12 protein-coding genes are annotated in these 14,042 nt (G+C 67.0%); 3 read left to right on the plus strand and 9 right to left on the minus strand.

Going from position 1 to position 14,042, the window contains the following annotated elements:
* Positions 1 to 283 precede the first annotated feature (283 nt).
* Positions 284 to 856: a hypothetical protein gene (locus AVR91_RS43515; RefSeq protein WP_211282641.1), complete on the plus strand. Its 573-nt coding sequence runs from the start codon at positions 284 to 286 to the stop codon at positions 854 to 856.
* Here AVR91_RS43515 and AVR91_RS06145 read toward each other — a convergent pair.
* The gene (locus AVR91_RS06145; RefSeq protein ID WP_158077388.1) at positions 853 to 2,037 is read right to left on the minus strand and encodes a pentapeptide repeat-containing protein; all 1,185 of its coding nucleotides are present in this window, start codon (positions 2,035 to 2,037) and stop codon (positions 853 to 855) included. The genes AVR91_RS43515 and AVR91_RS06145 overlap by 4 nt on opposite strands.
* 137 nt (positions 2,038 to 2,174) lie before the next feature.
* Here AVR91_RS06145 and AVR91_RS06150 point away from each other — a divergent pair, with 137 nt between their 5' ends.
* Positions 2,175 to 2,747 (plus strand): hypothetical protein, encoded by a 573-nt coding sequence (locus AVR91_RS06150; RefSeq protein ID WP_063274813.1) that lies wholly within the window; start codon positions 2,175 to 2,177, stop codon positions 2,745 to 2,747.
* Positions 2,748 to 3,060: 313 nt separating this feature from the next.
* Here the strand turns inward: AVR91_RS06150 and AVR91_RS06155 are convergent, their stop codons facing one another.
* Genes AVR91_RS06155 through AVR91_RS06185 form a run of 7 tightly spaced genes read right to left on the minus strand, consistent with a single transcriptional unit; the run spans position 3,061 to position 11,748 of the window.
* Complete coding sequence (locus AVR91_RS06155; protein WP_061988526.1) at positions 3,061 to 3,837, minus strand: SDR family NAD(P)-dependent oxidoreductase; 777 nt, start codon at positions 3,835 to 3,837, stop codon at positions 3,061 to 3,063.
* Positions 3,834 to 5,396: a class I adenylate-forming enzyme family protein gene (locus tag AVR91_RS06160; protein ID WP_063274814.1), complete on the minus strand. Its 1,563-nt coding sequence runs from the start codon at positions 5,394 to 5,396 to the stop codon at positions 3,834 to 3,836. Before AVR91_RS06160 ends, AVR91_RS06155 begins: the two co-directional genes overlap by 4 nt.
* A complete protein-coding gene (locus AVR91_RS06165) occupies positions 5,393 to 6,853 on the minus strand; it encodes an aldehyde dehydrogenase family protein (RefSeq protein ID WP_063274815.1) in 1,461 nt (486 codons plus the stop codon). The genes AVR91_RS06160 and AVR91_RS06165 overlap by 4 nt, the downstream gene beginning before the upstream one ends.
* Positions 6,850 to 7,572, minus strand: coding sequence for a hypothetical protein (locus AVR91_RS06170; protein WP_063274816.1), 723 nt, complete (start codon positions 7,570 to 7,572; stop codon positions 6,850 to 6,852). The genes AVR91_RS06165 and AVR91_RS06170 overlap by 4 nt, the downstream gene beginning before the upstream one ends.
* Positions 7,569 to 9,491, minus strand: a complete 1,923-nt coding sequence (locus AVR91_RS06175; RefSeq protein WP_143253896.1) for a hydantoinase B/oxoprolinase family protein — start codon at positions 9,489 to 9,491, stop codon at positions 7,569 to 7,571. The genes AVR91_RS06170 and AVR91_RS06175 overlap by 4 nt, the downstream gene beginning before the upstream one ends.
* A gap of 5 nt (positions 9,492 to 9,496) precedes the next feature.
* Positions 9,497 to 11,524, minus strand: a complete 2,028-nt coding sequence (locus tag AVR91_RS06180; RefSeq protein WP_063274818.1) for a hydantoinase/oxoprolinase family protein — start codon at positions 11,522 to 11,524, stop codon at positions 9,497 to 9,499.
* 14 nt (positions 11,525 to 11,538) lie between these two features.
* Entirely contained in the window at positions 11,539 to 11,748 is a 210-nt protein-coding gene (locus AVR91_RS06185) for a hypothetical protein (protein ID WP_063274819.1), read from the minus strand.
* A gap of 175 nt (positions 11,749 to 11,923) precedes the next feature.
* On the opposite strand from AVR91_RS06185, the gene AVR91_RS06190 reads away from it, so the two are divergent.
* Complete coding sequence (locus AVR91_RS06190) at positions 11,924 to 12,883, plus strand: AraC family transcriptional regulator (protein ID WP_211282643.1); 960 nt, start codon at positions 11,924 to 11,926, stop codon at positions 12,881 to 12,883.
* Here AVR91_RS06190 and AVR91_RS06195 read toward each other — a convergent pair.
* A complete protein-coding gene (locus tag AVR91_RS06195; RefSeq protein WP_063274821.1) occupies positions 12,771 to 13,991 on the minus strand; it encodes a CaiB/BaiF CoA transferase family protein in 1,221 nt (406 codons plus the stop codon). The genes AVR91_RS06190 and AVR91_RS06195 overlap by 113 nt on opposite strands.
* Positions 13,992 to 14,042: the final 51 nt, after the last annotated feature.

A 14,042-nucleotide genomic window follows, 5' to 3' on the forward strand; every position in this document is an offset into this window, starting at 1 on the left:
GGCCGGGTGGGAGCAGAGGGTGCACATCGATTGCGAACGTGACTTCGCGGGAGCGTATCGGTCCCCCTCTTATGCGTACTGGTTAGGGGTGCGTTCACATGGGAAAGCGCGGACCCGCAGGCAAGCCGACTTCGCTCCGAATTCTGCACGGTGATCGCAGGAACCGGATCAACGATGCGGAGCAGGTACCGCCGGAGGTGGAGATCGTGCCGCCGGAGTGGCTGTCGGAGAAGGGGCGAGCGATCTGGGGTCGGCTCGCGCCCAGCATGTCACCCGGAAGGTCTTGACGGCCTGGGACGTCGACGCGTTCGGTGTGCTGTGCGAGGCGCTGGCCCGCTACTCCGTGACTACTGCCCTGGTGAACGGTTCCGCGCTGTTGGTTCCTGGTGGCGGTGGGCTGGTGCCGAATCCGACGTTGAAGGTGCAGGCCGGTTCCGAGCGCACGTTCCTGACGTTCGCCGCGCGATTCGGGCCAGACCTGCTGCTGTACGGGCTCGACCTGCTCGACCTCTACCGCGGACCCCTGTCCTACCGGCGGGTATGCGCACTGGTGGCGCATCTGCCCGACGACGCGGCCGTCTGGCGAATGCGCCACCCGCACGGCGCGATGACCCGCGCCAAACTCGTGCTCACCACGGTCGAACGGCGGGTCACGGCGTTATGGGCAACCGTAGCCATCGCGCTAGGCAGGACGTCACGATGCTCAGGTGGCCGGGCCGCTGGACATGCGGCCTCCAGCCGGGCCTGCCCGGACGATCCGTGCGCCAGGCGATGCGGAGCTGAAGTCGCTGCGCGAAATCGCGCTATGGATGCGTGGCGACTGACCTTCCCGATGTGGCAAGGATCTAGACATTAAGCCTTCGGTCCATCACCGGAACGCTCGCTGGGACTGTCATTCCGCGTGCGAGTAAGCCGCCGCGGTTTTCCAGAGTCAAGAGGACTTTGCTCCAAACGCCATCCATCAGGCCACTCATGTCGACCTTTCGAGCTATTAACGCGAGCGCCGTCAAAGGTCACCTCGCCGTTGCATTTCACATCGCTGAAGATGGCATCCCTGCCGAATTCCACCCCGTTAAATACGGCGGCGAAGTCGAATTCAGCTAGACTGAACAAGGCGGCGGATTTGAACGTCGCGTCGCTGAACACGGCAGCACCGGCGAACTTCACTCTGGTGAACCAAATGGCTCCATGGAACGTCGCGTTGTGAAACACGGCGGCTCCACCAACCTTCGCCTCATTAAACACGGTGTCGCCGTCGAATTTCGTCCCCATGAACCAAATTGCACCGTAGAATGTCGCCCCTTCGAACACAACGGGCCCTTGAAACCTCGCATTTCGAAACCCCGCGTCGCCGTAGACCGTGACGTTTCGGAAGTCTGCGGAGGCGAATTGGCAATCGTTGAAGTCGATTTCGATGAGGACTGCGTCTCGGAGGTCGATGCTGATTTTCTCCCAGAACGCGTGGGGTGAGCCTTTTGAACGTGCTTCTGTTCGTAGATGGCGGTGCAAGATCTGCTGTGCGGTGCGGCGCACGTCCAGCTCCAGACGGCGAGCTGCGATCTCGTCATCGGACGGTCCTGGGGTACTCGATTCGGCTTGATCGGCGCTCGTGTCCGTTAGTGCAGACTTGGCATCGACTGCGGAAACGATCACGTTGGGTGGAGGCTGATAGGGGGCACGAAGGTACGCGCAAATCCGGTCGACCACGGTTTGCCGCAGATTCGGGTATTGCTCGGCAAGCCGTTCCAGGTCGGTGAGCCCGCCGATTCGGACGGCGTCCTTTTCGCTGCCGAGTTGCTCGCTGGCTTGCGAGGACAGCGTGTTGAACTGAGTGGCTTCGTCGTTGTCAAGTTGCCGGTGATGTTCCCGCTGGCTCAGGCGTAGCCGTTCGACCGTGACGAAGGCGGCGAGGATCGCGAGCACGGCGGCGGAGCTTTTCCATCCAACGTCGAACGCGTCGCGATGGCTGGTCGGCGTGTCACCCCACAGCAGCACAGTGATCGTGATCCCCGCAGCGACGCTGACAACCAGGGTCAACCACACCCAGACCCACGCGAACTCCCGCAGGGACTGACCTTTCCTCCCACCACTCATCCAGCTATTCCAGCACAGCGCACCGCCGAGACGAGGTAAGCCCGCCCTGACCGATCGATATGCCCGGGTGGTGCACGCCCATGACCTCGGTCGCTCACGCCTACCTCAAGATCTGCCGTCCCTACAGGGCCTGGGGCGGCACCCCGAAGGTCAGCCTCTCGGCTGAGGTGAAAACCGCGCTGCTGCGCGAACAGCTCCGTGTCGCTGCCCACGAGGGCGATCAGACCGCGATCCGATTACTGGCCGAGCTGGAGGCCGAACCGGCCGAAACCCGGTTCGCCGCGCTGAAACGGCGGCCCGACGGCCAGAACAGCACGTTCAAGGTCGTGCTGGCCAAGTCTGTCGGCGCGCGTTTTCGCAGCCTGTCCGAGGTGGACTCGTGGATGCGGTCGGTGACCGGCGCCGTGGCGCAGCACTCGCGTGCGGTTGGTCTGGCCACTTTGAAGTACGGGGTGACGGCGGCCGTTGCCGGGCAGGCCGTGACCGCGCTGGGCGGTCTCGGGTCGGTCGCGGCCACCGCGTCGGGCTCGCTGCTCGCGGTCCCGGCCGACAGGTTGTTATCCACCAGGACCGCGACCACGGCGATGCCGTGTTGGGAGCAGAACTTGCAGCCCGTCGCGATCTGCGAGGCCACCGAGACTTCCGCCCCTTGACCGCGTTCGACGCCCTCGCGTGAATGACCGCGCGCAGCTGCGGATACTCCCCAGCGTCCATTCCCTCTGACAGACGGCGAGTCAAAGCTTTCGTCATGAACAAACCCCAGCAAGCTCGCTGGGCGATGGTCGCCATTGGACGCCATGTTGTGCACGCCGAGTCTAGCCGACACAGCACGCAACACCAGGGCAGGGACATGATCAGTGGTGGAGTGCTGGACCCACGAATCTGCAGGTCCAGCACACTTTCTCACTTGGGTTCCGGTTATGAGTTTGGGAACCTAAGGCCTTCACGGACTTTCGTGAACGCAGGTCAGGGCGCGTCGAACACCGTGGTCGCCGGGTCCACCGCCGCCCCGCCGCCATCGGCCACCAGAACCTGCCCAGTGATGATCGAAGCGTCCGACGAGGCCAGGAACGCGCACACCGACGCGATCTCCTCAGGCTCAGCGACACGGCGCAACGGGACATGCTCCGCCACGAGACGGTACGCCTCGTCGACCGTGATGCCCTCACGCTCGGCGAGGTAGCTCATCGCGCCCTCCCCCAACGGCGTGCGGACCCAGCCTGGGCACACTCCGTTGACCCGGACACCGCGCGGGCCATAGTCCCGTGCCAGCCAACGCACGAGCCCGATCACGCCCGCCTTCGCCGCGCTGTACCCCACCGTGCCGGGAGGCCCGGAAAGCAACCCCGCGGTCGACGCGAACAGCACCAGCGAGCCACGCCGTTCCACCAGATGCGGCAGCACCTCACCCGCCAGGAAGTACGAGCCGTGGAGGTTCACGTCGAAGGCACGGAACCACGCGTCGTCCGCCTTGGGACTGGCGGTGCCGGCGACGGCGGCGCCCTGGGTGGCGATCACCGTGTCCAGGCCGCCGAGGTCGGCGACGGCCTGTCGCACTACTTCGGACAGGGCTTCGCGTTGGGTGCCGTCGGCGGGAAGGGCGATCCCGCCGATCTCGTCGGCCACTTCCTTGAGCCGGTCGGCGTTGATGTCGGTCACCGCGACGCGAGCGCCGTCTGCGGCGAACCGGCGCGCCGTGGCCGACCCCACTCCTCCGGCGGCCCCACTGATCAGAACGTTCATGTCGTCGTCTTCTCTCTGTCCACTTCGGACTCGATCGTCGCGTGGGTCTCCCGTAGCCGGAATTTGAGGATCTTGCCCGAGGCGTTGCGAGGCAGTTCGTCCACGAACACGAAGTACTTGGGCACCTTGTACCCGGCCAGCCGTTCCCGGCAGAACGCCCGGAGCACTTCCGCGTCGACGGCCTGGTCCGATTCGGTGACGACGACCGCGCAGCCGACCTCGGTGTAGCGCGCGTCCGGGACCGCGACGACCGCCGCCTCCAGCACCTGAGGATGGGTCGCCAGCACCTTCTCGACCTCGGCCGGGTAGATGTTCTCCCCGCCGCTGCGGATCATGTCCTTCGCTCGGCCCGCCAGATGCAGGAAGCCGTCGGCGTTGACGTATCCGAGGTCCCCGGTGCGACACCATCCCTCGTGGAAGGTCGCGCGGGTCGCGTCCGGGCGGTTCCAGTAGCCCTGACTCACCGCCGGGCCGCGCACCTCGATCTCGCCGACCTCACCGACCGCGGTCTGTTCGCCGAGCGGCGTGACGACGCGCGCCTCGGCGAGCGGCAACGGACGTCCGATGCTCTTCGGCTGCGCGAGGAAGTCCGCGTCTTCGAGGGTCGTCGCGATCGCGCCGCCTTCGGTCAGGCCGTACACCTGCGTGAGCTTGACGCCGGGCAATCGCCGTTTGACCTCCTCGGCGGTGGACGGCATGAGCGTGTCCCCACCGAGGATGAGCCGCCGCAGTGACGTCGGCAGCTGCTCTTCGAGGTCCGGCCGGTGCAGCAGTTCGTTGAGCATGAACGGGAACAGCAGGCAGTCGGTCACCTGCTCCGCACGCAGCACCTCCAGGAGCCTGTCGACCGTGAAGTTGCCCGAGGGCAGGAACACCCCGCGGCCGTGCATGAGCAGCGCGGGCGCGACAACCGCTTCGAAACCGCCGGCGTGGTAGATCGGCCCTGGGACGAGCGCGACGGTGTCCTCGGAGAACTGCCAGCGCAGCGCCTGTGCCGTCGCGACCGCGACGGTGTTGCGGTGTGTCCAGACCGCGCCCTTCGGCGAGCCGGTGGTGCCCGAGGTGTAGAGCAGGCTCATCGGATCCTGCTCCCCCAGTTCCGGGAGGTCGGCGAGCGGCTCATGACCACGCAGGACATCGAACGGTGTTGCCCATTCAGGCACAGGGTCGTCCGTGTCGGGGAGCACCACGTACGTGCCGACGCCCGCTTCGTGCCGCACCGGCGCGACCCTGTCTGCCAGGCTGCCGTGCACGATCACCACCGACGTTCCCGAGTCCGCCAGTATGAAGGCCAGTTCCGCGGGTGCGAGCCGGAAATTCAGCCGGACGGTGATCACGCCGAGCCTCGCGGCCGCGAGGAACAGCGGCACGTATTCGGCGTCGTTGAACAACATCAGGCCGAGCCGGTCGCCTTTGCGCAACCCGAGTTCGCTGAGGGCGCGTGCGTACTGTCTTGTCCGGACGTCCAGCTCGCCGTAGGTCATCCGCACGCGCGTGTCGAAGCTGAACGCGACCCGGTCCTTGACGGGCGCGGCCTCGAGAATCCAGTTGAACGTCATCTCGTCCCTCCCGGCCCTTGCAGGATCTGCTTGAGCTCGGTGAATTCGAGGATCCCCTCGGGCCCTGCCTCCCGGCCCCAGCCCGATCCCTTCATCCCGCCGAACGGAGCTGTGAGGGCCGGGCCGAACGCGTTGACGGCGACCGAACCCGCCCTGATCCGGCGGGCGTACTCGACGCCCTTCGCCCGGTCTGCCGTGTAGACGCTCGCCGACAACCCGTAGCTCGTGTCGTTCGCTAGCCGGAGTCCGTCCTCGGGATCGGTGTAGGTCAGCACGGCTGTGACCGGGCCGAAGACCTCGTTCTGCGCCAATTCCGAGTCGCGGGCGACGTCGGTGACGAGCGTGGGCTCGAAGTACCAGCCGCCGTCGAGCCCGTCCGGCCTCTTCCCGCCGGTGACGATCCGCGCTCCGTCGTCGACGGCACGCGCGAGGAACCCTTCAGTCCGTTCGACGACCGACGGCGAGGCAAGCGGCCCCAGCTGGGTCCGCGGGTCGAGCGGATCACCGATCGTGAGCCCTTCCCATGCCTGCCTCAATACCTCGACGATCTCGTCGTGACGCCGTTCGGGCACGAGGATCCGGGACAGCGCGGCGCAGACCTGCCCGCCGCCGCTGGTCGCCCCCGGCACCAGTGTCTTGAGCACCACGGTCAGGTCCGCGTCGTCGAGGATCAGCGCCGGGGACTTCCCGCCCAGTTCGAGATGGGTGCGGGCGAATCGGTGGCGGGTGGCCTCGATGATCTGCTGCGCGGCCACCCGCCCGCCGGTCAGCGAGACCATGTCGACGTACGGGCTCGCCGTCAGGGTGCGGCCGACCTCCGCGTCACCGCAGAGAATGCTCAACGCGCCCGCGGGGAATCCGGCGCCCGCCGCGCAGTCGGCGATGATCCGCATGATCAGTTGCGACTCGATCGCCGCCTTGACGATCACCGGACAGCCCGCCAACAACGCCGGGAGCACCTTGCTCGCGATCGTCACGAGCGGGCCGTTGTAGGCGATGATCGCGGCAACGACGCCCGCCGCCTCGCGCCGCAGCACGACGTCACCGAGCGCGGACTCGCGGGAGTCGTCGCACAGGACGTTGCCGGCGCTTTGCAGAAGTGTCCGCCACGCGGCCACGGCGGCGAACCGGTGCAAAGTACGGCTGTAACGGACCGGCATCCCGGATTCGACCGCCCAGACCGCCCCCATGTCTTCGAGCCGTTCCTCCAGCGCCGCACAGAAGCGGCCACAGATCTCGACCCGCTCCGTCACCGGAAGTTCCGCCCAAGTGGACAGCGCTTCGCGGGCGGCCTGGATCGCGGCGAGCGCGTGCTTTTCCGACGGCAGCCCGACCGTGGCGACCGGCTCGCCGGTGCTCGGCGACACGATCTCCCGGCGTCCGCCGTCGGCGGGCACCCAGTCGCCTGCCAGGAACAGCTCGTCCGGGTGCGGCACCGCCACCCCGCCGATGGTCACTTCGTCCCCTTCGCCGGAAAGAACGGGCTCACGGGACGCAGGAACATCGAGCCGAAGGGCAGCTTCATGAACTCCGGCAGGACCATGTCACCGGAGATCAGCTGCCGTTTGACGTCTTCGCGCATCGGCCCCAGGTCGCCGCTGGTCTCGTAGATCGCCAGGTGGCTCACTTCAGGCGTCACGACGCCCGGCAAGGGCTTGACGCCCGAGGTGACGAACCGCTGCGCCCGGACGAATCCGGGTGCCGACAGCACCTGCGGGATGTGCTCCTCGTCGTACCACTTGTCGTATTCGGCGCTGTCCTCCGGACGATCGCTGAAGACGAGCCAGAGGTGACGATCGTCGAGGTCTTCGAGCTTCTCGAAGCGTTCCGAGTGGTGCGGTTCGCTGACCGGTTCGAGGAACAACGCCTTGAACGGCTGGATCATGAAGTCCGGCAGCACCATGTCGCCGGATATCAGCATCCGCTTGACCTCTTCGCGGAAGCCCGCCGGACTGCCGTCCAATTCGTACAACGCCGCGTGCCCGTAGTCGATCGGCTCGGTGCCCGACAGCGGCTTGGTGTCTGCGACCACGAACCGCTGCGCGCCCACCATGCCCGGGGAGTCCATCACCTGCGGGATGTGCTCCTCGTCGTACCACCGGTCGAAGGTGGCGCGCTCACCCGTGAACGTCGAGAAGGCGAAGAACAGGGTGCGGTCTTGGAAAGCGGGGATCATTTACCAGTCCTCTTCGTACGGAGTTTCTCGGTGGCCTGCTCGTCGACGCGCAGACCTTCGGGGTCGTGGTGTGGATCGCCGGTCACCACGACGCCGTAGTCCCTGGCCGCGCCCTCGACGCTGACGTACTCGTTGCGCACGTCGGCGAGCACGCGGGCGGGGTCCCGGTCGAACGGATCACCCCAGCCACCGCCACCGTTGGTGACGCAGCGCAGGATCGTGCCGGGCGTCGTCTTCCACACCGGTTCGCTGGCGAAGTAGTGGTAGACGCCGTTTTCGGGGTCGAGCGCCTTGGACTCCGGGTCGAGCACACCGGCGACCGGGACACTTCCGGCGTAGACGTCGGCGCCGGTGCCGAGCAGGCGCCGCTCGTCCTTGCCGGGCGGGAAGAACCACATCGCCCCGGTCGGACCGGCCTGGCCGCCGTTGGCGCCGACACCGCTGGGCACCTTGGTGCGGAAGGGCGAGAGGTAGTGGCTCGCGTCGGACAGCCAGAGCGTGTCCTTCAGGTTCGCCGCACCGCCGCGGAACGTGCCGGCGCCGCCGGTGTCGATCGCGTGTTCCTTGCGCAGCATCACGACCGGGGAATCGTGTTCGATCGTCTCCGTCGCCGGATCGAGGTTGTTCAGGAAGAACAGCACCGTGTAACTGTCACCGTCACCGTCCTTGGTGGCACCCCACGGACCGTGCTCACCACCGCATTGGGTGGCACTCGTCCAGGGAGTTCCGTCGCCCGTCAGCCCGGAAGCGTTGTGGGTGTTGGTGGAGCCGTAGTCGCCCGCCACGCCTTTCTCGCCCAGCACCGGGTTGAGTGCGTCGAAGATGGCCGAGACCACGGCACCGGAGGCTTCCCAGAACATCATGATCCCGCCGTCCGGCGGCAGTGAGGAAACCAGCGTGCCGGGCGGGGTGGCGAGGTCGATGGTGCGCCAGGTCCCCGAGGTGAACGGCACTTCCGGGTCCAGCAGCATCGTCAGCGCGACGCCGACCGCGGTCTTCGTGTCGAGGACTCCACAGTTGATGCAGGTGCGTGCCTGCGACGAGGTCCCGTCGAGGTCTACCTCGATGTCCTGCCCGCGTTTTCGCAGGGTCACCTTCACCGTGTAGTCGACGCTGTCGTCCAGGCCGTCCGCGTCGATGACCGCGGAACCGGTGTAGTCACCGTCGGGAACCAGCGCGATCGCCTCGCGCATCCGTTCGGCAGACGTGTCACAGGCGTAGGTGAGCGTGCCCAGATAGGCGTCGAGGCCGTACCGCTCGATGTTCTCCAGCACGAGCTGCTCACCGAGCTTGAGCTGCTGGTGGATGCTCTTGAAGTCCGGCAGCAGCATCCCGCCCCAGCGGGTGTTGTCGAAGATCAAGCTGAAGGTCGACCGCACGGGTTCGTCCTTGGCCCACAGCAGGACCGGCGGGATGACGAGCCCGTTTTCGTACACATTGGACTTCGTGGCGGAGAACCCACCCGGGACGGTCCCACCCATGTCGAGCTGATGGGCGCGCATGTTGACGAAGGAGACGATCTCACCGTCGACGAACACCGGCCGGATGAAGCAGACGTCGTTGACGTGCGTGCCGCCGCGATACGGGTCGTTGCAGATCAGCACATCACCTGGTGAGAGGTTCTCCGGCCCGTACTCTTCGACCGTGTTGCGCACCGCGTCGCCGAGGGTGCCGAGGAAGACCACAAGGCTGTTGCTGACCACGGCCATCGGGTAGCCGCGGTCCGGCGGGCCGCTGATGGTGCAGGCGAAGTCGTACCAGTCGCGGATGATCGGCGAGAACGCCTCGCGCATGAAGCCGGTGGACATGTGCTCCACCGCGTAGCGCAGGCGATTCAGGATCACCGCCGTGGTGAAGCGGTCACTGCCGTAGGCGGCGTTGAACTCGTCGTCGGAGATGTCGCGCAAACGTGTGTCCACTGTGGTCACTTCCTCCGGATGATCAGTTCGCCGTAACGGCCGACGCTCGCGCGCTGCCCCGCGCCGACGTGCGTGGTCGACAGGCCTTCGTCCACAATGGCCGGTCCTTCGAGCACGTCATCGGCGCGCAGTGCGGCGCGGTCGTAGACAGCCGCTTCCTGTCCGGTCTCGCCGTCGCCGAGGTAACGCAGCACGGTCGTCCGGACCGGCCTGAGCGGTTCGTCGCCGCGAACCGGGAGTTCCGGGTAGGTCACCTTCGGGGTGTCCAGGACCGCCCGCACGCGGAAGGTCACGCCCTCGACGGGGAGCATCTCGAATCGGTTGCCCGACCGGCCCTCGTAGGTGTCGTGGAAGGCACCGATCATGGTGGCGATCGCGGTGTCGTCGATCGTGCCGTCGGGCACCGGGACGAACGGCGTCTCCCAGCTCTGGCCGACGAGATGGGCGTCCATGCTCCGGTGGAACGTCACACGGGCCCCAACGTCGAGCCCTTCACGCAGCCGCGCCTCCATTTCCGTGAACAGCGCGTCGATCTTCGGCGCCGCCTCCGGGGTGAGGACGAGGTAGGCGCTGCGGTTGACGGTGAAGACCTGGTCGGCCGACAGCAGGCCCAGCGCGGAGAACAGGCCGGGGTTCGGCGGCACGATCACCTGTTTGCAGTGCACGGTGTCGAGCACCGCGGGCAGCAGCATCGGACCGGCCGCGCCGTAGGCGACGAGGCTGTAGTCGCGCGGGTCGACGCCGTTCTTGATGGCGATGTTGAACACGCCTTCGGCCATGTTGTTGACGGCCATCTCGTAGGCGTAGCGGACCCGCTGAGCGAGCGTGAACTCCGAATCGAGGCTCTCGAACGCCTGCTTGGCCAGGGCCGAGTCCAGATCGACCTTGCCGCCTGCGAAGCGTTCGGGGTCGATGATGCCGATCATCAGGCAGGTGTCGGTGGTGGTCGGTTGCGTTCCGCCCCGGCCGTAGCAGGCGGGGCCGGGATCCGCTCCCGAGCTGTCCGGGCCCACCTTGACCTCGCCCGCGGAGCCGATCGCGACGATGCTGCCGCCACCCGCCCCGATGCTGGAGATGTCGTTGGCGAGCGCGTTGACGACCAGATCGTGTTCCAGTTCGAAGGTCGTGTTGACGAACGGTTCGCCCGCCGTCACGACGCTGATGTCGCACGACGTGCCACCGACGTCGGCGCACAGGAGGTCCCGCTCCCCGATCAGCGCGCCGAAGTGGGCGCAGGCGACCGTGCCGGCGGCCGGACCGGAGAAGACGATGCGGAACGGCTGCTCCATCGCGCGATCGGACGGGACGAGGGTGGCCGCGCAGTCGGCGAAGTTGAGCTGCCCGGTGAAACCCAGGTCGGCGAGCCCTTTCTCCAGCTTCGCGGTGTAGTCGGAGTAGATGATCTTCATCAGCGTGTCGACCACCGTGGTGGACGCCCGCGCGTACTCCTTGGCCAGCGGAGAGACCTCGCTGGAGATCGAGCAGGGGACGTCGCCGACCACCTCGCGAACCAGTTCGCGCAGCCGTAGTTCGTGCGCCGGGTTGACGTAGGCGTTGATCAGGCAGATCGCGACCCCGGTGACGCCGCACCGGCGGAGCACCTCCAGTTCAGCCCGCGCCTGAGCTTCGTCCAATGCGAACAAGACGCCGCCGTCGGCCGTGATCCGTTCGCTGATGCCCCGGCGAAGGTAGCGCTCGACCAGCGGACGGGCCGCGTCGCCGAAGCTGCGCCGCCAGCGCGGGTCAAGGATGGCCGACGCGGGCCGCCAGACGCGCCCCATGTCCAGGATGTCGCGATGGCCCTCGGTGGTCAGGAACCCGATCTTGGGCAGGCGCCGGGTGATCACGGCGTTGAGGCCGTGCGTGCTGGCGTGGTTGAACACCTCGGCGTTCTCCACTCCGAGGGTCGCGGCTCCTTCCAGAACCGGCCCGTAGACCTCGGTGTAGGACGTGGATACCTTCGCGGTGCGGATCTCACCGTCCTGCAGGGCCACCACGTCGGTGAACGTGCCACCGACATCGACTGCGATCATCGTTGATTCCTCCGCTACAGCAGGTCGGACAGGAGCTGGATCGGGCCGAGCCGTGACCACGGCGTGCGCTCGATCGACAGCAGGCAGTTCTGGCATTTGACGACTTGGAACCAGCCACCCTCGGAAACGACGGGGTAACGGCGGAGTTCGGCGGCCCCGCAGCGAGGGCAGGGACCGTCCACAGGGGTCCGTTCGAGGACCGGCGTCTTGCTCTGTTCACTCATGTCGCACAACTCCACTGGTGTGCTCGGTGCTGCACTGGTGTGGAGAACGTAAGCCCACGTGGCGGCCGTCACCATCCCGTGAGCGAAGCTCGGGCATCCACTTTTCGCAGGTCCCAGCCTCGGCGATCCAAATATGATATATTTAGAGACCGCAATGAGGCGCGAGGAGGACGTCATGCGCCCGCTCAACTTCCGCACCGGCGACCTCGACGTCGCCCACGAGCAGGTCACGAAGACCTTCGCCAGCCACGAGGTGCACGTGGCCGAGAGCCGCGACCTGAAGTTCCGGCTCGACCTCGCCCCTTCCTTGCGGCTGACGATCGCCCGGATGTCCTACGGCGCGGACACCACCATCCTCGGCCCCGCGATGCGGCTCTGCTACCACGTCAACCTGCCGGTCACCGGGCACAGCACGGTGGAGCAGAACGGCGTGGGCCGCAGTTTCGCCGCGGGCGAGGCCGGTGTCGCCTTCGTCCCCGAGGCCCCGGTCATGGTGCAGTGGAGCGCCGACTCGTGGCAGTACCACGTCAAACTGCCGAAGGACCTCCTCGAGGCGCACGCCGCCAAGCTGATCGGCCGGCCGGTGGACGACGAAATCGCCTTCGACCTGACGTTCCCTTTGGAATCCAGTTCGGCGCAAGCACTGCTCGCGACCGTCGGCTTCCTCTACACGGAGCTGAGCCGCGAAGGCGGAGTCGCGACAATCCCGGCCGCCTGCCACGAACTGGAATCGGCCCTGATGAGCCAGCTGCTCATGACGGTGCCCAGCCAGCTGAGCGCGGACCTGCACAGCAAGCCCGCGCACAACAGGCACTCGAAGATCCGGGAGATCATCGACCACATCGACCGGTTCCCCGAGGAGGAGCTCACGACCGCCGATCTCGCGGCCAAGGCCGGGATCAGCGCCCGCGCCCTCCAAGCGGGGTTCCAGGAGGTGGTCGGCATGTCCCCCACCGCGTACCTGCGCGGCGTCCGCCTCGACCGGGTCCACCTCGAACTGGTGTCGGACACGCGCTGGTCGGTCACCGAGATCGCGGCGCGATGGGGCTTCTTCCATCCTGGACGTTTCGCCCACCAGTACCGTGAGCGCTTCGGGATGCTGCCGTCGGAGACGGCGCGGCTGACCAAGCGCTGATCAGCTTTTCCGCGTCCAGAACGTCCGCCACCGGCGGCTGCGGCTCGCGAGCGGGCGTCCGCCCCAGCCGGGGCGCGGGGTTCGGATGCAACACGCCGCCGACCCGGCGGAAGACTTCACGCTCGGCGTTGTGCGGATGCTCCGCAGCTTCGTCGAACGTAAGCACCGGCGTGACGCAGGCGTCGGTACCTTCAAAGATTCGAGCCCACTCGTCACGATCCCTCGCCGCGAACGCCTCGGCGATCAGTTTTCGCAGCCGCGGCCATTCCGTGCGGTCATCCTGTTCGGGCCATTCGGAAAGGTCGACGCCGAGCCGCGAGACGAACTCCCGGTAGAAGTCAGGCTCCAATGCCCCGACCGCGACGTATCGCCCGTCTGCGCATTGGTAGGTGTCGTAGAACGGCGCGCCGGAATCGAGGTAGTTGGTGCCGGGCTCGTCGCTGTAGCGACCGGCGGCGCGCAGCCCCTGAAGCTTGGCCGTGAGCAGCGCGACGCCGTCCAGCATCGCCGCGTCGATCACCTGGCCACGGCCCGAGCACCGGGCTTCCAGGACGGCGCATACAATCCCGTAGGCCGCAGCCAGCGCGCCACCCGCGTAATCGCCGAGCAGGTTGATCGGCGGCCGCGGGGCCTCCCCCGCCCTCGCCATCGCGTGCAGGGCACCGGACTGTGCGACGTAATTGATGTCATGACCCGCCTGCTGAGCCAACGGCCCGGTCTGGCCGTACCCAGTCAACCGGGCATACACGAGCGCGGAATTGCACCGCAGAAGCGTGTCCGGCCCCAGCCCGAGTCGCTCGGCCACCCCAGGCCGGTATCCCTCGATGAACACGTCGGCGGCCTCGACGAGGCGGAGCACCGAATCGACTCCGGCGGAACTCTTGAGATCGATCTCGACCGTGCCCACCCCGCGATTGGCGAGATCGTGCTCGGGTGCCATCCCCTCGGTCTGCCCCAGCGCGCGCCCTCGGCGGTTCGCCGGGCGGGCGACCCGCACGACCTCGGCACCCATGTCCGCCAGCAGCATGCTCGCGAACGGCGTCGGCCCCATTCCAGCGAGCGCGATTACCCGCACCCCGGTCAACGGCCCGCTCACCTCGGTCGCCATCGCGCTCCTTCCACGAAATATTATGTTTCAGCTGCGCGATCGGCACTCGAT

The sequence above is a fragment of the Amycolatopsis keratiniphila subsp. keratiniphila genome (genome assembly GCF_001620365.2).
GTDB classification, from domain to species: domain Bacteria; phylum Actinomycetota; class Actinomycetes; order Mycobacteriales; family Pseudonocardiaceae; genus Amycolatopsis; species Amycolatopsis keratiniphila.